The sequence below is a fragment of the Caloramator proteoclasticus DSM 10124 genome, assembly GCF_900129265.1.
Classification (GTDB): domain Bacteria; phylum Bacillota; class Clostridia; order Clostridiales; family Caloramatoraceae; genus Thermobrachium; species Thermobrachium proteoclasticum.
Genome location: NZ_FQVG01000006.1, coordinates 14461 through 35102 on the forward strand (window position 1 = coordinate 14461; position 20642 = coordinate 35102).

Sequence of the window (20642 nt, forward strand, 5' to 3'; positions counted from 1 at the left end):
AATGATTAAAACATACAAAGTTATGCTACTTCCAAACAACAAACAGAAGACAAAATTGTTTGAGTGTGCTTCTGTTGCAAGATGGGCATATAACTTTGCATTAGTACAAGAGCAAATTAACTATAAAAATGGAGGCAGGTTTTTAGATGATAAAGAGTTAAGAAAAAGATTAACACAGCTTAAACAAACAGAAAAATATAAATGGCTTAACAGTTATTCAAATAACATAACAAAACAAGCTATAAAGGATGCCTGCATAGCATTTAAAAATTTCTTTGAAGGTAGAAGTAAATTTCCAAAGTTTAAGAGTAAAAAGCGAAGTAAACAAAGTTTTTATCAAGATACAGATAAAATAGTTATAACAGAAACTCAAGTTAAATTAGAAAAATTAGCTACCTCTAAAAAGAAAAACAAACAAAAGCTAAACTGGATTAGGTTAGCTGAAACAAATAGAATACCAATATGAAAAAACATTAAATATTCTAATCCAAGAGTAACATTTGATGGACTTAATTGGTGGTTAAGTGTTGGTGTTGAAATACAAGAAACAGTAGATAGGAACTACACAGAAGGAATAGGTATAGATTTAGGTGTAAAGGATTTAGCAATAGTTAGCACAGGAGAGAAGTTTAAAAACATAAATAAATCTAACAAAGTAAAGAAACTTGAAAAAAGACTTAAAAGATTACAAAGGAAACTTTCTAAAAAGTATGAAATAAACAAAATCCAGATAGAGGGAGGTGAAATCCGTTACAGAAAAACTAAAAACATTAAAAAGTTAGAATTCCTTGTTTTAAAGACACGAAGAAGGCTTAAAAATATAAGGCATAATTATATTCATAAGATAACTACATCATTGGTGAGAACCAAGCCAGAGTATGTAGTTATGGAGAGTTTAAATACTTGTGGAATGCTAAAAAATAAAAAGTTATCAAAATCAATACAAGAACAGCTATTCTACGAATTTAAAAGGCAGGTGGAATATAAGTGTGCCTTAAGTGGAATTAAGTTTATACTTGTAGATAGATTTTATCCATCAAGCAAAACTTGTAGCAAATGTGGACACATAAAAGGCAATTTATCCTTGACAGATAGAGTATTCATATGTGATGAATGTGGCTACATTATAGATAGAGATTTAAATGCAAGTATAAATCTTAAAAACTATGGCAAATCAATAGCATAGCACTAAAAGCAACTATTGATATGTACCCATACGTTAGTGGGGAATTTAAGCCTTTGGAGTGTCAAATAAACACAAGTAGGTTTAGCCGAAAGTGGACACGATGAACAAGGAAGGAAACATAAACTTTGTAAAGTTTTATAAGTTTTCTGTAACGGTGAGGAAATGGAAGCACAGTTAAGAGTTCCTCCACATAATATTGAGGCAGAACAGTCTGTACTTGGTGCGATGATAATAGAAAATGATGTTATATATGAAGTTTCTGAAATATTAACTGGTGATGAGTTTTATAAAGAGGGACATAAGGTTTTATATAAAACAATAATGGAAATACACAATGATGGTAAGCCGGTTGATATGATAACATTAATTGATACTTTAAAGGGAAGAGACCTGCTTGAGGTGGTTGGAGGAATTTCTTATATAAGTGACCTTATTTCCTCAGTACCTACAGTATCAAATGCAAAACATTATGCAAAAATAGTTGAGGAAAAGTATCTATTAAGGAGTTTAATTTCTGCATCTCATAGAATTATGGATAAATGTTATAATGAACAGGATGATGTAGAAGAGGTTTTAAGTGATGCAGAAAAGAGTATATTTGATATATCACAAAAAAAGAAAAATGAGGATTTTGAATCAATAAAGCCTATACTTGAGAGAAGCTTTGAACAAATAGAGCACGTATATAAATTTAGGGGAGATACAACAGGAATAGCCTCAGGGTTTATAGATTTAGACAGAAAAACATCGGGCTTTCAAAAGGGAGACTTTATACTTGTTGCAGCAAGACCATCAATGGGTAAGACTGCATTTGTATTGAATATTGCACTACACGCTGCTTTAAGGGAAGGAAAAAGTGTTGCAATATTTAGTCTTGAGATGTCTAAGGAACAACTTGTATACAGAATGCTCTGTGCTGAGGCAAATGTAGATATGCTAAAGCTTAGAACAGGAGAACTTGATGATGAAGACTGGCTAAGACTTGCAAGAGCAGCAAGCCCTATGGCAAAGGCATCAATATTTATTGATGATACACCAGGTATTTCTATAATGGAGATGCGTTCTAAGTGTAGAAGACTTAAGATGGAAAAGGGTCTTGATTTAATAATGGTAGACTACCTTCAACTTATGAGTGGAGGTAAAAAATCTGAAAGTAGACAGCAGGAGGTTTCTGAAATATCAAGGTCCCTAAAGGCTATTGCAAAGGAGATGAATGCACCTGTAATTGCACTTTCACAGCTATCTCGTGCACCTGAGGCAAGAGCTGACCATAGACCAATACTATCTGACCTTAGAGAATCAGGTTCTATTGAGCAGGATGCCGACCTTGTTATGTTTTTATATAGAGATGAATACTATAATAAGGAATCAGAAAAGAAGAACATTGCAGAAGTTATAATAGCAAAACAAAGAAATGGTCCAACTGGAACAGTTGAACTTGCTTGGCTTGGACAATATACTAAGTTTGGAAATCTTGATAGGTATCATAATGTATAAGAAAACAAAAGGTTATTGTAACCTTTTCAGGCTGTTGAAAAAATGATGTATTGATAGCCCCATGAAAGATTTTAAGGCATTCGTTCATTTCACTAAGCAAATCTAAGCTTTTCTTTGTTTAAAAAAGTCCTACCCTCGCGATGCCCTCGTCCTTGAGGGCCGCTCAGCTCGGCACGTCCTGTGCCGAATTATGGACTTTTTCAAAGTCGAAAAGCAAGATTTGCTAAAGTTTATGAAAGAGCCTAATAAAATCCTTTCATGGGGCCTTTAAAAATCAAACTACAAGGTTTCTAACACCTTTTGTTTATTTTTTTATACGCTTCTATGATAGCCATATAAAGGAGTCTGCATCTGATGGCATTCTAAGGTCGCCTCTTGGTGAGAAGCATACGCTTCCAACTTTAGGCCCATCAGGCATACAGGAACGTTTAAACTGCTGAGTAAAAAATCTTCTATAAAATACATTTTGCCATTTCTTTATATATTCTTTATCATATTTATCGGAAAAGGCGTGTTCAGCAAGGAAAAGTACCTTTTCAGGAGGCATATTGTATCTTATTGCATAATAAATAAAGAAATCATGGAGTTCGTATGGACCTACTGTATCCTCTGTTTTTTGCTTAATATTGCCCTCTTTATCAGGGGGGAGAAGTTCTGGGCTTATTGGTGTGTCTAATATATCCTTTAATATGTTTTTAGCTTCTTTATCATCGGTTTTTTCAGCATACCAATCCACCAAAAACTTTATAAGTGTTTTTGGAATACTTGCATTTACTGCATACATTGACATATGGTCTCCATTATATGTACACCATCCAAGTGCAAGTTCAGATAGGTCACCAGTACCCACCACAATACCACCTATTTTATTTGCAATATCCATAAGTATTTGAGTTCTTTCTCTTGCTTGAGTATTTTCATAGGTTAAATCGTGTATATCTTTATCGTGTCCTATATCCTTGAAGTGTTGTAGACACGCATCCTTAATATTTATTTCCATAAGTGTGCATTTTAGAGATTTAATTAAATTTACAGCATTTGTATAGGTTCTATCTGTTGTTCCAAAGCCCGGCATTGTTATAGCAATTATATTTTCTGGTGGTATGTTTAATTCCTTAAAGGTTTTATAGGTAACAAGGAGAGCAAGAGTAGAATCAAGTCCTCCCGAGATACCTATAACAGCCTTTTTTAGCCCTGTATGTTCAAAACGTTTTGCTAAACCTGCTACTTGAATATTAAATATTTCATTGCACCTTATATCTATTTCTTGTTTGTTTGACGGAATGAATGGAGTCTTTGAAATATATCTATCAAACCCATCAATGCTAAGTTTATTAAATATAGTATTTACAGTTTGGTATTTTACATTAGATACATTGAGGCTATCTATAAAAGTTTTATTAACCTGTCTCTCGGAGTTTAATCTGTCTACATCTATATAGGAGTATATAGTTTGACTCTCCCTTTTAAATCTTTCTGAAGACTTTAAAAGAGAACCATTTTCGCATATTAATAGGTCGCCGCTAAAGACTAAATCTGTTGTTGATTCGTAAACTGAAGCGGAGGAATAGATATACCCACATATACATCTTGCACTCTGTCCCTTTATGAGTTCACGTCTGTAGTCAGATTTTGCAACCACTTCGTTGCTGGCGGATAGGTTTAATATTATATTTGCACCATTTACACAAAGAAAACTACTTGGAGGTATAGGTGCCCATACATCTTCACATATTTCAACACCAATTCTTAATCCTAAATTCTTATCTTCTATAATAACATTTCCAAATGGAACTTTTTCATCAAATAAATCTATTTCTTCAATATGAGATACTTCAAATCCAGAAGTAAACCACCTTTTTTCATAAAACTCCCTATAGTTAGGTATGTACATTTTAGGTACAACAGCGAGTATTTTACCGGATTTAAACAAAACTGCACAGTTTAAAAGTATGTGATTTATTAAAATAGGCATTCCAACAGCACAAAGTATATCAGTATGTTTTGTCTCATCTAAAATATTTTTAAGTGCTATGTAGCTATCATTTATTAATTTTTTTTGTAAAAATAAATCAGCACAGGTATATCCGGTTACACTAAGTTCAGGAAAAACAATTACCTTTGCAAAATTTTTATCTGCTTCTAATATTATATTTTTTATTTCCTCTGCATTATAAAAGGGATTTGCAACTTTAAGCTTAGGTGAAGATGCTGCTACCTTTATAAAACCAAAATTATTCACACTATCACTCCCTCTTTAGTATCTAATTCTAATTTACTACAAATTTTTAATTTTGGTAAGAAGGATATATTAATATTAAATAGAACTTTTAGTAATGAAGGGAGTGATTTAATGTATAGGGCATCAAAAAATGCAAAGATAGAAAGTTTACTTCTTATAATGTTTGGAATTTCAATTGGTATTTTTCCTTTGTTAAGTGGAAAAACTATAGGGGCTGAATCTATTTTAACTTGTATTTTAGTGGTTGCACTTGGTATTTATATGTATAAAAGAGTTAATAGATTAAGGGTTATTATCCACAATGATAGGATAGAGTATTTTGGGGAATCTAATAAAAGTGATAAAGTTATATACTTTAACAACATATACCTTGTGGAAACTGTGAATAAGTCAGGGGCTTTTTTAACCTTTATTGTGGATAAATACAAAGAGGGTGGAAGGTGGATTATTAGAGGCACTTTTCCACAGGCAACAGAAAAGGAAATGGGAAGGGATAAGGATATAAAACTTGATTTTAAAAAGAGTCTATGTATTGATAGTAGAAAGATAGAAAATAGTAGAGAAATAGTTGAAATTATCTGTTCTAAAATATCAAAAAATAGGGTTTCAGAAGGCACAGAGTATTATATAAAGGGTATAAAAAAAGAGGAAAGTGATGAGGGTAAAGACGACAAGGTTAATAATTTAATATATAAAATAATAATGTCTATAAATTTAATAGGTCTTTTAATTGTTTTGATGTTTTTAGAAGGAAAATCACCAATATTAAAAAACGTATATTTTAAAATTTCAACTTTCATTATCTTTTTAATAAATGGGGTTTATTCTCTTTATTTGCGTGTTAAATATAAGAATAATAAAAGCTATAAAATAATATTTAATATAGGGATAATAATAAGTATTCTTGTTATATCTTTAATGTTTACATAAGCCCTGCAGCCTTGTAGGGCTTATGTACGTTATAATTCTTAATATATGTATTTTTTATTTAAATAATATACGTCATAAAACGAAATATAAATAATTCAACAATAAAATTATTCGATTTTTTATTGACTTAAAGATGTGGGTTTGGTAGTATTTTATTGGAGTTAAAAGGAGGGGTATTATGAAAAAATATGATGTAATTATAGTAGGTGGAGGACCTGCAGGAATTTTTACTGCCCTTGAGTTGGTAAAACAAAACCAAAATTTAAGTGTTGCTCTATTTGAAAAGGGTAAAAGTATGCTAAATAGGAAATGCCCCAGCAGTGAAAATAAGGTAAAGTGCGTAAAATGCAATCCCTGTTCTATAGTTTCAGGATGGGGAGGAGCAGGTGCATACAGTGACGGCAAGTTAACTTTAACTACTGAATTTGGTGGAGTGTTAGATGAATATATAAGCAAGGTAGAATTACAAAGCTTAATTGATTATATAGATAAAATTTATTTGGAGTTTGGAGGACCAAGTGAGATACACGGTGAGATAACTCCAAAGGTTGAAGAGATAATGAGAAGGGCGGCTGCTGCTGACCTTAAGTTTATACCTGCAAGGATAAGACATCTTGGAACAGATAATTGTTTTAATATATTAAAGTCTATGGAGGAGTATTTAAGAAAGAAAATAGATGTATTCACTCTAAAACCAATTAGGGAAATTATAATTGAAGATGATAGGGCAAAGGGAGTAATTACACAGGAAGGAGAGGAGTATACTGCTGATTATGTAGTAGTATGTCCTGGACGTGAGGGTTCTGATTGGTTCTTTAGAGAGGTTGAAAGATTAAATTTAGAGTTTGATACAAATCCAGTCGATATAGGTGTTAGAGTAGAGTGTCCTGCAATTGTTATGAAGGACATAACTGATGCAGTTTATGAATCAAAGCTTATATACTATACAAAATCCTTTGATGATAGGGTTAGAACCTTCTGTATGAACCCAAATGGTGAAGTTGTTGTTGAAAACAACGATGGGATTAAAACTGTAAATGGACATAGCTATGCCAACAAAAAAACAAACAATACAAATTTTGCACTACTTGTTAGTAAAAACTTTACAAAACCCTTTAAATCTCCAATAGCATATGGTAAGTATATTGCAAGTCTTGCTAATATGTTGGGAGAAGGGGTTATAGTACAAAGATTAGGAGATCTCCTTGAAGGAAGAAGAACAACAGAGGATAGATTAAAAAGAGGACTTGTGGAACCAACTTTAGTTGATGCAACTCCAGGAGATTTAAGTTTAGTTTTACCATATAGGTTTTTAACTGATATAATAGAGATGTTAGAGGCACTTGATAAAGTAGCTCCAGGTATCTATTCAAAACATACACTTTTATATGGTGTAGAGGTTAAGTTTTACTCAATGAGATTAAAACTTACAAATAGCCTTGAAACACAAGTTAAAAATTTATTTGCAGCAGGTGATGGTGCAGGAGTAACAAGAGGACTTGCTCAAGCATCGGTATCGGGAGTTATTATTGCAAGAGAAATTATAAATAGGATGAGGTGATTAGATGTCAGCACTTGTAGTTATTGGAGCCCAATGGGGAGACGAAGGAAAGGGAAAGATAACAGATTTTTTAGCAGAGGGAGCAGATGTTGTAGTTAGATATCAGGGAGGAAATAATGCTGGACATACAGTTGAAGTTTTAGATAAAAAATATAAGCTACACCTAATTCCATCGGGTATTTTATATGATACAAAGCTTTGTGTTATAGGAAATGGTGTGGTTATTGATCCAATGGCCTTCTTTGAGGAACTAAATTATTTAGAGGGAGAAGGAGTTAATGTTTCACCAGAGAAATTGGTTGTAAGTGATAGAGCCCACGTTATAATGCCATATCATAAGATTTTAGATAAACTTTCAGAACAAAAAAGAGGAAGCAAGGATATAGGAACTACAGGTAAGGGGATAGGACCTTGCTATACAGACAAACACGAAAGAACAGGAATAAGAATTTGTGACCTTTTAAATAAAGAAACACTTAAGGAAAAGCTTGAGCTTAATATTGCAGCAAAGAATAAAATAATAAAGGAAATATACGGAGGAGAAGAACTAAATTTTAATGAGGTTTATTCAAAATATGTTGAGTATGGTGAAAGATTAAGACCTTATGTAAAGGATACATCAGTTATTCTTTATGATGCTATAAAGGCTAATAAGAAGGTTTTATTCGAAGGTGCACAGGGAACCCTTTTAGATATAGACTATGGAACATATCCCTATGTTACATCTTCACATCCAATATCAGGTGGGGTATGTATTGGAGCAGGTATAGGACCTACTATGGTTTCAAATGCAATAGGTGTATGTAAGGCATATACAACAAGAGTTGGTAAAGGGCCATTCCCAACGGAGCTTTTTGATGAAATGGGAGATTACATTAGAGAAAAGGGATTCGAATATGGAACAACAACAGGACGAGCAAGAAGATGTGGATGGCTTGATTTAGTTATATTAAAGTATGCTGTAAGAATATCTGGTTTAACAAGTCTTGCTATAACTAAATTAGATACTTTGGCTAATATTGACAAGATAAAGGTTTGTGTTGGTTATGAATTAGATGGAAATGTTATTGATTACTTCCCAGCTTCATTAGATGATTTAGATAGATGTAAGCCTATATATAAGGAATTTGATGGTTGGGATAGTTCAGTTGAGAAGGCAAAAACCTTTGATGACCTACACGAAAATGCTAAAAAGTATTTGAGATTTATAGAGGAATATACAGATACAAGAGTATCAATAGTATCAGTTGGTCCCAATAGAAGTCAAACTATAGTTGTAAATAAGTATTAAAAATAGGGTGGTGTCATCCACCCTATTTCCATAAATTACATCAAAAAAATTTTTAAAAAAGATGTTGACTTTTAAAAAGAAATCGTGTATTATATACAAGTGTCGGGGCGATGAGCCGAGACGATAAAAGAAGTTGGCCCCTTGGTCAAGCGGTTAAGACACCACCCTTTCACGGTGGTAACAGGGGTTCGAGTCCCCTAGGGGTCACCATATGGGCGCGTAGCTCAGCTGGGAGAGCATCTGCCTTACAAGCAGAGGGTCACAGGTTCGAGCCCTGTCGTGCCCACCAAAAATGGCCCAGTAGCTCAGTTGGTTAGAGTGCCGGCCTGTCACGCCGGAGGTCGAGGGTTCGAGCCCCTTCTGGGTCGCCATATTTGCCGGCTTAGCTCAATTGGCAGAGCAACTGACTTGTAATCAGTAGGTTGTAGGTTCGATTCCTATAGCCGGCTCCATAAAGCACGCAAGATGCGTGCTTTTATTATTTAGTGTAAGCTAAATTACATTAACTTGTTCGATAAAAAATGCTGGGAGACCCAGCATTTTTTATTTCTTGAACTTCTTCTGAATTCTGATATCCTCACCATAAAATTTAAACAAAGTAAAATGACCTAATATTCTTGAGGTTATTCTTTCAGGATAGTTTTGGACAATATCATTAAGTTGAAAGTTTGTTGATATAAGCATTTTTTTCTTGTTTAGAATTCTTGTGTTTATTATATTAAAAAGCTCGGAGTATGAATAGGGAGTTACAGGTTCTGTTCCAAGGTCATCTATAATTAAAAAGTCGCATTCTAAAAGCTCATTTAGTTCGTTATGATTTGATGATTCTTCAAATCTGCATCTTCTTATAATATCCATTAGGTTTGAAGCAGTTTGATATATAACTACTTTACCCTTATCAAGAAGTTCCTTTGCAATGCAATTAGATAAAAAGGTTTTTCCTAAACCAGAGCTTCCATAAAAGAAAAGGCTCTCATTTGTTTTATCAAAGTTTTTTGTGTAATTTACCGCGTAGGCGTATATTCTTTCTATATTTTCTCTTGGACTTAAGGGTTCATTTTCATAGGGAATACTTGAATAATACTCAAAGTTGAAGGTATCAAAGTTTTCAGCCCTTAATATTTCATTTAAGTTTGATTGCTGATAATATCTATTTATTAATTTTTGTCTAAAACAACTACAGAATTTGTTGTTTATATATCCTGTATCCTTACATTTTTTACATTTATATTTTATCTCCATATAATCTATTGGATAGCCGTATTTTGATAGAAGTTCAGTCTTTTCTATTTTTAGGTCTGTTATTTTTTCCTTTTGAGATTTAATATATTCCTCTATATCTTCTATTTCTTTAGACACAACTGAAGTTGCAATATTAAATCCAATAGAGGATATTTCTTTGTCTATTTCTTTTATTCTTGGTATTTTTTTATAAATTTCATTTATTCTTTTTTCTTGTTCTGTTTTTGCGTTTTCCCTAAGTTTTTCGTATTCATTTATAATTTCAGATACATATTTATTCTTCATTTAACTCACCCCTTCCAAGGAGTTTTTTCTCAAGTTCGGTTATATCATATTGTCTCTGTCCACTATATGCAATGTACGGATGTTGACTCTTAGAAGCTTTTTCTTTTTTATTTGCCTTCTTATCAAGTCTTTTTATATCATTCACATTTTTTACTCCTAAATTATACCAGTCAGTTACTATTTTATCTATATAATTTAAGTTTGGTTCGTTTATTCTCATAATTGCTATCCTGCAGGCCTCTAAAATAACGTCAATGGGCATATTATAACTATATATCCATTTTTCTAAAAGTTCCTCTTGAGGAACAGATATATCAGAGTCTTTAAGTCCAATATAGTTTAAAATTTGCCTATATTTTGTCCATTTTTCTTCGTGTTTTCTTATATGGTTTTGGGCATCCTCAATTGTTTTTATACCCTTTTCGTGCCATCCTATAGCAACCTTTTCAATATATCTAATATCTGTTTTTTTCTTAGATACGCAGTATTCAATTAAAAATATTAAAACTTCAAAGGAAAAATGAAATTTATCCATAAGCATAGTAAAGAACTTATAATCAGAAGGGGTTAGAGGCCTTCCTAAAGCCATTTCTATATCTTTAAATATATTTTTGGTATTATCTATAATTACAAAGCACGAATCATCATCTAAATTTAATGTATTAAAACTAACCTCTCCAGAGTCTGATATATGAATTAACCCATTTTCCTGCCAATAGCCTAATGCATTGATTATTTCTGATTCTGATATATTTAGCTTTTTTGAGATAGACTCTGTTGAACATACTGTGTTAGTATAGGACAGTCTAAGTAGAGTTAGATACACTTTAATATAATCTCCGTGGGCCTTAGGAATATATTTGTCTATAAATGTAGTTGATAATGGTATAAACTTTGGTTCTGGAGGCGTTAATGATATATTTGGCATACTGATCACTTCCTAATGTATTATTAGCTTATACTATTATAGCAGAAGTGATTTTATACCACAATAAACTAAGAGTATGAATAAAATATCAAAAAATTCATATAATATGTTAGAAACTGTTACTTGCCCAAATTAGAAACTTATAGTATTATAAAAATGTATGAAAGGAGGGGAAGTGGTGTATTTATTGGGGAAAATACAAAAGAAATTAAGCATTGCATCTTTAGTGGGGGTGCTATTAGGTTTATTTTTATCATTATTTGCAGTAAACCTTCAAATTAAATCTAATTCAATTTATATGGTTAAAGTATTAGATAAGGAAATAGGCTATGTAAAAGGTGTTGAAGTAGTAAAAAACGTTAAAGACAAGATAAAAATGACTGATGGAATAGATTTATCAAAGGATGTTAAGGTTATTGCTGAAAAAGATGCCAATAAACATCTAATCGATGAACAAGAACTTGAAGTTAAATTAAGAAAACAATTTAAACTTAAAATACCTGCTTATGTTGTAAAGGTAGGAAATAATCAAATAGCTGTACTTGCAAGTAAAAGAGATTACGAAGTTTTAATTGAAACATTAAAAAATAGATATATTCCTAAATATGACAAAACAAAGAATGTAGAAATAAAATCATTTAAGATAGATGAAAATCTTTTAACAACAGTTCAGTATGTAGATGCAGCATTAGTTGAAGATGTTGATGATGTTGCAGAAAAAATAATTAAAGGAAAGCTAATTGAAGAAAAGTATGTAGTTAAGCAAGGAGATACTATCTGGAATATTTCATTAAATAAGGGCATAAGTATCGATGAAATAGCTACATATAATCCAAACATAAATTTAGATAAAATAAAAATAGGACAAGAAATTTTGATAGTAAGAAATGAGCCATTTTTCAATGTTGAAATAGATGTTAATATAGTTTCAGACGAAGAAGTTCCTTACGAGGAAAAACAAATATATGATAAGACTATGAACAAAGGCAAGAAGATAGTAAAGGAAGAAGGTAAAAATGGTCTAGCTGAAGTTACAAAGAATATTAAGATAGTAAATGGTGATGTTGTAGAAGAAACAATAGTTTCTTCAAAGTTAATAGAGGAGCCTAAGAACAGCGTTGTAGTAATTGGAACAAAACAATCTCAATTAGTTGCGACAGGAATGTTTATAAGGCCATCAAGAGGATATATATCTTCTTACTTTGGTAGAAGATGGGGTAGAATGCATCAAGGAGTAGATTTAGCAGGGCCAACTGGAACACCAATCTATGCAGCAGATACAGGAAAAGTTGTATTTGCTGGCTGGATGGGAACCTATGGTAAGTGCATTATGATTGACCACGGAAATGGTTATAGAACTGTATATGGCCACGCAAGTAAATTATATGTTTCTGAAGGGACAAGGGTAACAAAGGGACAATTGATTGCGGCAGTTGGTTCAACAGGTAGGTCCACAGGACCACACCTTCATTTTGAAATAAGGAAAAATGGAGTACCTCAAAATCCACTTAAATACATAAAGTAAGCCATTTAGGCTTACTTTATTATTTTATCAAAAACAAACATTCCACATCCTTGGATATTTTTATTTTCACCTATAGATTTGCAGGATAATATAAGAATGCTCTTAACATCTTTTACTGAAATATTATTGTATTTTTCTAAAATAAGTGCAATAGAGCCACAAATTATTGCACAGGATATAGAGGTTCCTGAAGCAGACTTATATGGAGATTGAAGTGAATATTTATGTTTTGATGTTGGAACAAATTTTGTATCGCAGTTTAGAGAAAGCACATCAATGCAGGGTGCTACAATATCAGGTTTATTTATTCCATCAAAGGTAGGGCCTCTTCCTGAAAAATCGGCAATAGATATGTGTTTTTTTGATAAATCGACATTAATCCCCCCTACTGTTATGACATTTTTCATATTACCCGGGAAATAAATGCTCATATTTTGGGGGCCTAAATTTCCTGCTGGTACGACAGGAACTATATTATTTTCCAATAGTTTATTTATTGCCATTTCTAAAGGGTTTATATACAGTTTGTTTAAATAAGGGAATTCAAAGGGTAAACACGCTATTTTAATGTTATATTCATCTTTAAGTAGAACTGCATCTTGAATAGCAAAAATTATATCTGACATATATCCAAATCCAAGTGAATTAAAACATTTAAATATACAGAGTTTTGAATCTGGTGCAATTCCTTTATATGATTTATTAGTGTGCCCATTAGATGCAATTATTCCAGACAAAAAGGTTCCGTGTCCGTTATCGTCATAGGTTTTATCAATTTTGTTTATATAGTCCTTAAAGTATACAATAGTATTTTTGTTAGTTATAAGATCTGGATGAGGAAAACAACCAGTATCAAAAACTGCGATTCCAATATCCTTTCCTGTTAAGTTAATGTTGTGGGCAAACTTTACACCTATGCTTTCAGAAACATTATTTAAACATAATGATGCCTTATAATCAAAGCAGATAAAAGAGATGTCGGGGTTTTCAGATAATCTGTCTATGGAAGTGGGTGAAATTTCACAGGCTATAGCATTTATTATTGTGTATTCATACTTTATCTTTCCTCCATTACTTATTATGGAACCTCTTGTAGTTTTAACATTATTTTTATAGCATATTATTACAGGAATTCTGCGTTTTAGGTTCGGTGTCATATATTCCTTCAGTTTTTTATCTATTTTCTTATTTAAAAATAAAAACATATAATCACCTAATAAATTTATGCAATACATTATATGCATTTATTCTTAAAACTGTTACAAGTTGATTGTGCAAACCATCAATGTTAAAATGAAGATAAGGGAGGGATTATTATGGCGTTGATAGATTTCAAATGTAAAGAATGCGGAAATGAATTTTTTGAAATAGTAAACTCGGATGAAAAGGTTGTATGCCCAAAATGTAAAAGTGATAATGTTGAAAGAGTGTATAAGGGTAAGTTTTATGGAAAGGGAAATTGTAGTGGAGGATGTTCAACCTGTTCAGGATGTCATTAAAAGTTCTATAGATAAAAATATTTTCAAGGGTATATAATATAAAAAACTGCCTCAATATGTATTGAGGCAGTTAAATTATGCAGAGAATGTTTTTTTAGTATAAATAACGATTAGTCTATCAAGTTCTTGGCTAAGTTTTAAAATTTTACTATATTCTTCTTTTTTTATTCCATCCTTTAATTTTAAATTCAGTTCATTAGAAAGTAACTCAATTTTATTTCTAATTTCATCTTTTAGCATTCTAATCCCCCACCATTTACTCTTTTTAAGACAGCGACAAAGGATATTTTAACATTAATGTATGCACAAATCAATATTTGTTAAAAAATTTATCATTAATTTTATTTAACAAAATTGATGTTTTTTATATGTTCAATAAATGCTCTTGAAGCAGGGGATAGAGTTTTTTTGTTGTGATAAACAAGATATATAGGTCTTATTATGTCTAAACCCTCTATAGTATGACACCTTAAAAGGTTAGCTTCTATTAAATCTTTGCAGGCATAATAGGAAACGATAGATACACCAATCTTGTTTTTTACTAATTGTATTACCATCTCTAAGGAATTAGCGTTTATTATTGTATTCAGATCCTCAATATTAAAACCTATTTCATATAGTTTTTTTTCAAAAATATGTCTTGTAGCAGAGCCATCTTCTCTTTGGATAAAAGGCAATTTAATAATATCTTTAAAATCTACCTTTTCATTTAAATTGTCAAAATTACTTATTAAAACAAGTTTGTCTTGAAATATATTTGTATATGTGAGTTTACAGTCATCTATCATATCTCCAACAATACCTAAATCAACATTAAAGGAAATAAGTTGGTCAACCACATATTGTGTACTTCCTTCCTTTATATCGTAATTAACTTCACTATATAATTTACTAAAGGATTCAATAATTTGAGGAAGTAAAAATCTACAAGGTGTTGTACTGGCGGCAATAGTTATTTTACCGCATATTCTATTATCATATAGTGATAAACTCGAAATAGCATTGTCCCTTATATTAACTAAATTTATAGCATACTCATAAAAAAGCTTTCCGGCTTCAGTTAAACGTATATCCTTTCCGTTTCTATCAAACAGCATAACCTTAAGTTCCTTCTCTAAAGAGGAAATATGAGAACTTATTGTAGGCTGTGATAAAAAAGTAGCCTCTGCTGCCTTAGAAAAACTTTTATATTTTGCAACATTAATAAATGCCTCAATTTGCTTAAAATCCATACCATCACCCCAATTATATAGTAAATGAATATTAACAATTTTTCAACAAATATTATAGATTAACATCGGAGTTATAATTTGTTATCAAAAAATATAAAAATATGTATTAAAAAATCTAATATAAAATGCTATAATATCAATTATGGGTATAAAATAGGATAATTATCTTTAAATATAGATTACAAGAAGGATGGGTGCTGTTTATGGAAAAGTTAATTATTGAAGGCGGTATTCCTTTAAAGGGAGAAGTAGTTGTAGGCGGAGCTAAAAATGCAGCTGTTGCAATACTACCTGCAGTTATACTTGCAGATAAGGGAGAATTTATAATTGATAATCTTCCTGAAATTGAAGATATAAAATGTCTTGAAGAAATATTAAGGAACCTTGGGGCAAAGGTTGAAGAAATAAGTGATACAGCAGTAAAAATAGACATAAATGGAGTTAAGGACTACAGAGCCTTAGGTGAAGAAGTTAAGAAGATGAGGGCATCATATTACCTATTAGGTTCATTGCTTTCAAAGTTTGGACGTGCAGAGGTTGCCTTCCCAGGAGGATGTCCAATTGGGGTAAGACCAATAGATCAGCACATAAAGGGATTTGAAGCAATGGGGGCAAAGGTAACTGTTGAACACGGTGTTATTAAGGCCTATACAGAAGATGGTCTAAAGGGTGCCCACATATATCTTGATGTTGTAAGCGTAGGTGCGACAATAAACATAATGCTTGCGGCAACAAAGGCAAAGGGAGTTACAATTATTGAAAACGCAGCAAAGGAACCCCACGTTGTTGATGTTGCAAACTTTTTAAATAGTATGGGAGCAAAAATCAAGGGAGCAGGAACAGATGTAATAAAGGTATATGGTGTTGAAGAATTAGTGGCGTGCAATTACAGCGTTATACCAGATCAAATAGAAGCAGGAACATATATGGTTGCAGCAGCAGCAACACTTGGAGATGTTGTATTAAAGAATGTAATACCAAAACATCTTGAATCAATTACTGCAAAGCTCTTAGAGATGGGAATAACAGTTGAAGAGGGAGAAGATACAGTAAGAGTTTGTGCAAGTAAAAGACCAAAGGGTATAAATATAAAGACGCTTCCATACCCAGGTTTCCCAACAGACCTTCAACAGCCTATGTCAACTCTTTGCACAATAGCAGAAGGTGTTAGCATAATAAATGAAAGTATTTGGGAAGGTCGTTTCAAGCATTGTGATGAATTAAAGAGGATGGGAGCAAAAATTAAAGTAGAAGGAAGAGTAGCTGTAATTGAAGGGATTGAAAAGCTATCTGGTGCAGAGGTTGCAGCGACAGACCTAAGAGGGGGAGCCGCTTTAGTTGTTGCTGGACTTGTTGCAGATGGAATAACAGAAGTTACCAACATTCGTCACATAGATAGAGGATATGAAAAAATAGAGCATAAGCTTCAGGCTTTAGGAGCAAAAATAAAAAGAGTAAAAGAAGAAGGGGCTAACTAATACGTTAGCTCCTTTTTGCTACTCCACTTTTTATTGCTGCTTCATAGACTGATTTTGCAACCTTTTTTTGTACCTCTAAGTTAAATGGCTTTGGTATAATATATTCTTCATTTAATTCCTCATCTTTAACTGATTCTGCTATTGCAAGGGCTGCCGCTATTTTCATCTCTTCATTTATTACTTTTGCTCTTGCATCAAGTGCACCTCTAAATATTCCTGGAAAGGCAAGAACATTATTTATTTGGTTTGCAAAGTCTGAACGGCCTGTACCAACAATTCTTGCACCAGCTTCCTTTGCATCCTGTGGGAATATTTCAGGCGTTGGATTTGCCATTGCAAACACAATAGCATCCCTATTCATTGCTTTAACCATCTCTTTAGTTAATACGTTTGGAGCTGATACACCTATAAAAACATCTGCACCTACTATAACGTCCTTTAATTCTCCCTTTTCGTTATTTGGATTTGTGATTTTTGCAAGTTGCTTCTTTGTATCATCAACATTTTGTATTCCTCTATAAAGTGCTCCTATTTTATCGCATACAACGATATTTTTTGCACCATAGGATAAAAGAAGCTTACAGATTGAAGTTCCGGCTGCACCAGCACCGTTTATAACTATTTTTAAGTCCTCAAGCTTTTTATTTACTATTTTTAAAGAATTTATAAGTGCCGCTAAGCACACAATGGCAGTACCGTGTTGGTCATCGTGGAAAACTGGAATATCCAGTTTTTCCTTTAACTTTTCTTCAATTTCAAAGCACCTTGGAGCAGAGATATCCTCAAGATTTATTCCACCAAAGGATGGAGATATCTTAACAATTGTATCTACTATTTCATCAACTTCCTTTGTATTTAGTACTATTGGGAAAGCATCAACATTTGCAAATTTTTTAAAAAGAACAGCTTTGCCCTCCATAACAGGAAGTGAGGCAAGAGGCCCTATGTCACCAAGTCCTAAAACTGCAGTTCCATCAGAAACTACAGCAATTGTGTTCCATTTTCTTGTATATGTATATACAAGCTCAGGGTTATTATGTATTTCTATACAAGGTTGTGCAACACCTGGTGTATATGCAAGGGATAAATCACTTGAATTATTCACTTCAACCCTTGATATAATCTCTATTTTACCTCTCTTTTCTTCGTGAAACTTCAGTGCTTCATCATAAATGCTCATTTTATCACCCCATTTTTATAATATCAAGAATATTATAACATAAATAATTTCCATTGTAGTTATAAATGAAAAAAAGTAAAATATACATATGAAAGGAGAGAGAATATGGATTTTTGTAGTTTATACAGTGGAAGTAGTGGAAACTCAATATATGTAGGGAATGAGAGAACAAAAATATTAGTTGATGCTGGTTTAAGTGGTAAAAAAATTCAAGAGGGACTTTTAGATATAGGTGTTAATCCAAATGAAATAAATGCAATATTAATAACCCACGAGCACGATGACCATATTAAAGCAGCGGGAATATTATCAAGAAGGTTTAACATACCTATTTATGCAAATGCTGATACTTGGAGTGCAATGGAGTCTCAGATAGGGGATGTGAAGGAGGAAAATATAAAGGTTTTTAGTACTTATAAGCCCTTTGAGATAGGAGATATAACAGTTATACCATTTAAAATACCTCACGATGCCTCAAACCCCTGTGGTTATAGTTTTATTGAGAAGAATAAAAAGATTTCAATTGCAACAGACATTGGGCACGCAAGCAGGGAAGTTAAGGATAACATAAAGGATTCGGATTTAATACTCCTTGAGTCTAATCACGATGTTGAAATGTTAAAGGTAGGGCCATATCCATACTATTTAAAAAGAAGAGTTTTAAGTGATGTAGGACATTTATCAAATGAGGATTGTGGAAGAACAATTGTGGATATACTAAATAGTAGGATAAAAAGGATAATATTAGGGCACTTAAGTAAAACAAATAACTATCCAGAACTTGCATATAGAACAGTTTTATCTATTTTAGAGTCAAATGGAATTAGGGACGGGGTAGACATTGATTTAGACATTGCTCACAGGGATAGGGTAGGTAAATATTATTCTGTATAAGAGGTGAGGTTATGGAGTATTATGGCAGAAGAAGACCTTCTGCATTCGGCTATTTTTTGTCGGCATTTTTTGGGGCAGTAATAGGAGGATTTTTGCTTTTAACCTTTGCACCAGAGGCACTTTTTCAAAGATTTCAGGTTAAAGAACCAGAAAAGTTTGAGGTTAAGAAGGAAGTTGTGTATGAAACTGTAAGCACTGATGTGACAAAGGCAGCAGAGGAGGTTATTCCATCAGTTGTTGGGATAAAGACGACAAGGATACAGAGAAGCTTTTTTCAAAATAAAAGGGTACAGGGAGTTGGAAGTGGAATTATAATAGACAATGAAGGGTATATTTTAACAAACAATCACGTTGCAGGATATTCATCAACTAATATAGTTGTATCCCTTTATGATGGTAGGGAGGTAAATGGCAGAGTTGTATGGGCGGATGAGGTTTTAGACCTTGCTATTGTAAAGATTGATGAAGGAAACCTTAATGTTGCGAGGCTTGGAGATTCAAAGAATGCAAAAATAGGTGAACCAGTTATTGCAATAGGAAATCCACTTGGCCTTACATTTCAAAGGACTGTTACAGCGGGAATAATAAGTGCGTTAAATAGAACAATTGAGGTTTCTGAAGGAGTTTTTATGGAGGATTTAATACAGACAGATGCATCAATTAATCCTGGGAATAGTGGAGGGCCTTTGGTTAGTACCAAAGGAGAAGTTATAGGTATAAATACTGTAAAGGTTACGACTGCAGAGGGAATAGGTTTTGCAGTTCCAATAAATATAATAAAGCCGATAATAAATTCAATAAAGGCCACAGGAAAATTTGAAACACCTTCCCTTGGAATAAAGGGTTTTGATAAGAACCTTGCGGGATACTTTGATTTTAAGATAGAAAAGGGCATATATGTCTATGATGTGTTAAGGGCAAGTCCTGCAGCAAGAGCAGGAATTAAAGAGGGAGATGTTATAGTATCAATCAACGGTAAGGAAGTAAATACAATGATGGAGCTTAAGGAAGAGATGTTTAAAGTAGGTATTGGAGGTACCTTAACTATTACAATAAAAACACCTGTTGGAACAACTAAAAATGTTGAAGTTAAGTTATAGGCCTAAAAAGGCCTATTTTTATATAAAAGTTTTTTGTAGAAAGGAGAGTACTAATGAATATTACTATAGTATCAGTTGGAAAATTGAAGGAAAAGTATTTAAAGGAAGGAATAAATGAGTATTTAAAGAGGCTATCAAAGTATGCAAAGGTTGATATAATCGAAGTTCCAGACGAAAAGGCACCAGAGAATCTTTCTAATAAGGAAGAGGAGATGGTTAAGGAAAAGGAAGGACAGGGTATATTAAAGTATATAAAGGAAAATATGTATGTAATAGTGCTTGATATAAAGGGTAAACAGCTCTCTTCAGAGGAGCTTGCTGATTTTTTAAGCCAAAGGGCTCTTTTAGGTGAAAGCAACATTGCTTTTGTAATAGGTGGTTCCCTTGGTCTTTCACAAACAGTTTTAAACAGGGCAAATTATAAATTATCATTTTCAAAGATGACCTTCCCACACCAGCTTATGAGGCTTATACTCCTTGAGCAGATTTACAGGGGATTTAGGATAATAAACGGTGAACCGTATCATAAGTAGTTGACAATTAGGCATACATATTATGTATAACTTATTAAT

Annotated in this window: 17 protein-coding genes, 4 tRNA genes and 1 pseudogene; 15 read left to right on the plus strand and 7 right to left on the minus strand. The window is 32.6% G+C overall.

The window, feature by feature from the left end; genetic code table 11:
* Position 1: 1 nt before the first annotated feature.
* A pseudogene (locus BUB63_RS02630) lies at positions 2 to 1186 on the plus strand (RNA-guided endonuclease InsQ/TnpB family protein).
* A 162-nt stretch (positions 1187 to 1348) separates the two neighbouring features.
* Positions 1349 to 2683, plus strand: a complete 1335-nt coding sequence (locus BUB63_RS02635; protein WP_027308683.1) for a replicative DNA helicase — start codon at positions 1349 to 1351, stop codon at positions 2681 to 2683.
* Positions 2684 to 3005: 322 nt separating this feature from the next.
* Here the strand turns inward: BUB63_RS02635 and BUB63_RS02640 are convergent, their stop codons facing one another.
* A complete protein-coding gene (locus BUB63_RS02640) occupies positions 3006 to 4925 on the minus strand; it encodes an NAD(+) synthase (protein ID WP_073247849.1) in 1920 nt (639 codons plus the stop codon).
* A gap of 111 nt (positions 4926 to 5036) precedes the next feature.
* Between BUB63_RS02640 and BUB63_RS02645 the strand changes: the two genes are divergently transcribed.
* The 7 genes from BUB63_RS02645 (at position 5037) to BUB63_RS02675 (ending at position 9159) form a co-directional block, all read left to right on the plus strand.
* Positions 5037 to 5855: a hypothetical protein gene (locus BUB63_RS02645; protein ID WP_073247850.1), complete on the plus strand. Its 819-nt coding sequence runs from the start codon at positions 5037 to 5039 to the stop codon at positions 5853 to 5855.
* 175 nt (positions 5856 to 6030) lie between these two features.
* The gene (locus BUB63_RS02650; protein ID WP_278298150.1) at positions 6031 to 7416 is read left to right on the plus strand and encodes an NAD(P)/FAD-dependent oxidoreductase; all 1386 of its coding nucleotides are present in this window, start codon (positions 6031 to 6033) and stop codon (positions 7414 to 7416) included.
* Between the two features lie 4 nt (positions 7417 to 7420).
* Positions 7421 to 8707, plus strand: coding sequence for an adenylosuccinate synthase (locus tag BUB63_RS02655; RefSeq protein WP_027308679.1), 1287 nt, complete (start codon positions 7421 to 7423; stop codon positions 8705 to 8707).
* 135 nt (positions 8708 to 8842) lie between these two features.
* Positions 8843 to 8917, plus strand: a tRNA-Glu gene (locus BUB63_RS02660).
* A 3-nt stretch (positions 8918 to 8920) separates the two neighbouring features.
* Positions 8921 to 8996, plus strand: a tRNA-Val gene (locus BUB63_RS02665).
* Positions 8997 to 9001: 5 nt separating this feature from the next.
* A tRNA-Asp gene (locus BUB63_RS02670) sits at positions 9002 to 9078 on the plus strand.
* Positions 9079 to 9083: 5 nt separating this feature from the next.
* Positions 9084 to 9159 (plus strand) — tRNA-Thr (locus BUB63_RS02675).
* Positions 9160 to 9250: 91 nt separating this feature from the next.
* Here BUB63_RS02675 and BUB63_RS02680 read toward each other — a convergent pair.
* Both BUB63_RS02680 and BUB63_RS02685 read right to left on the minus strand, forming a co-directional pair.
* A complete protein-coding gene (locus BUB63_RS02680) occupies positions 9251 to 10234 on the minus strand; it encodes an ATP-binding protein (protein ID WP_073247852.1) in 984 nt (327 codons plus the stop codon).
* Entirely contained in the window at positions 10224 to 11162 is a 939-nt protein-coding gene (locus BUB63_RS02685; protein WP_051350655.1) for a DnaD domain protein, read from the minus strand. The genes BUB63_RS02680 and BUB63_RS02685 overlap by 11 nt, the downstream gene beginning before the upstream one ends.
* 178 nt (positions 11163 to 11340) lie before the next feature.
* Between BUB63_RS02685 and BUB63_RS02690 the strand changes: the two genes are divergently transcribed.
* Entirely contained in the window at positions 11341 to 12687 is a 1347-nt protein-coding gene (locus BUB63_RS02690; protein ID WP_073247853.1) for a peptidoglycan DD-metalloendopeptidase family protein, read from the plus strand.
* Between the two features lie 11 nt (positions 12688 to 12698).
* On the opposite strand, the gene BUB63_RS02695 is transcribed toward BUB63_RS02690, so the two are convergent.
* On the minus strand, positions 12699 to 13892 hold the full coding sequence (locus tag BUB63_RS02695) for a S8 family serine peptidase (protein ID WP_073247854.1): 1194 nt from the start codon (positions 13890 to 13892) through the stop codon (positions 12699 to 12701).
* A gap of 111 nt (positions 13893 to 14003) precedes the next feature.
* Here BUB63_RS02695 and BUB63_RS02700 point away from each other — a divergent pair, with 111 nt between their 5' ends.
* Complete coding sequence (locus BUB63_RS02700; RefSeq protein ID WP_027308676.1) at positions 14004 to 14186, plus strand: FmdB family zinc ribbon protein; 183 nt, start codon at positions 14004 to 14006, stop codon at positions 14184 to 14186.
* Between the two features lie 75 nt (positions 14187 to 14261).
* Here BUB63_RS02700 and BUB63_RS13300 read toward each other — a convergent pair whose 3' ends face one another.
* Entirely contained in the window at positions 14262 to 14426 is a 165-nt protein-coding gene (locus BUB63_RS13300; RefSeq protein WP_143290232.1) for a Spo0E family sporulation regulatory protein-aspartic acid phosphatase, read from the minus strand.
* Positions 14427 to 14527: 101 nt separating this feature from the next.
* Complete coding sequence (locus BUB63_RS02705) at positions 14528 to 15418, minus strand: selenium metabolism-associated LysR family transcriptional regulator (RefSeq protein WP_073247855.1); 891 nt, start codon at positions 15416 to 15418, stop codon at positions 14528 to 14530.
* 203 nt (positions 15419 to 15621) lie between these two features.
* Between BUB63_RS02705 and BUB63_RS02710 the strand changes: the two genes are divergently transcribed.
* Positions 15622 to 16896 (plus strand): UDP-N-acetylglucosamine 1-carboxyvinyltransferase, encoded by a 1275-nt coding sequence (locus BUB63_RS02710; RefSeq protein ID WP_073247856.1) that lies wholly within the window; start codon positions 15622 to 15624, stop codon positions 16894 to 16896.
* A 4-nt stretch (positions 16897 to 16900) separates the two neighbouring features.
* On the opposite strand, the gene BUB63_RS02715 is transcribed toward BUB63_RS02710, so the two are convergent.
* A complete protein-coding gene (locus tag BUB63_RS02715; protein ID WP_073247857.1) occupies positions 16901 to 18076 on the minus strand; it encodes an NAD(P)-dependent malic enzyme in 1176 nt (391 codons plus the stop codon).
* A 105-nt stretch (positions 18077 to 18181) separates the two neighbouring features.
* On the opposite strand from BUB63_RS02715, the gene BUB63_RS02720 reads away from it, so the two are divergent.
* Genes BUB63_RS02720 through rlmH form a run of 3 tightly spaced genes read left to right on the plus strand, consistent with a single transcriptional unit; the run spans position 18182 to position 20603 of the window.
* Positions 18182 to 18970 (plus strand): MBL fold metallo-hydrolase, encoded by a 789-nt coding sequence (locus tag BUB63_RS02720; protein WP_027308672.1) that lies wholly within the window; start codon positions 18182 to 18184, stop codon positions 18968 to 18970.
* A gap of 11 nt (positions 18971 to 18981) precedes the next feature.
* Positions 18982 to 20070 carry a S1C family serine protease gene (locus BUB63_RS02725; RefSeq protein ID WP_084106450.1) on the plus strand — a complete coding sequence of 363 codons (1089 nt, stop codon included), beginning with the start codon at positions 18982 to 18984 and terminating at the stop codon, positions 20068 to 20070.
* A 53-nt stretch (positions 20071 to 20123) separates the two neighbouring features.
* On the plus strand, positions 20124 to 20603 hold the full coding sequence (rlmH, locus tag BUB63_RS02730; protein WP_073247858.1) for a 23S rRNA (pseudouridine(1915)-N(3))-methyltransferase RlmH: 480 nt from the start codon (positions 20124 to 20126) through the stop codon (positions 20601 to 20603).
* The last annotated feature ends 39 nt before the right edge of the window (positions 20604 to 20642 follow it).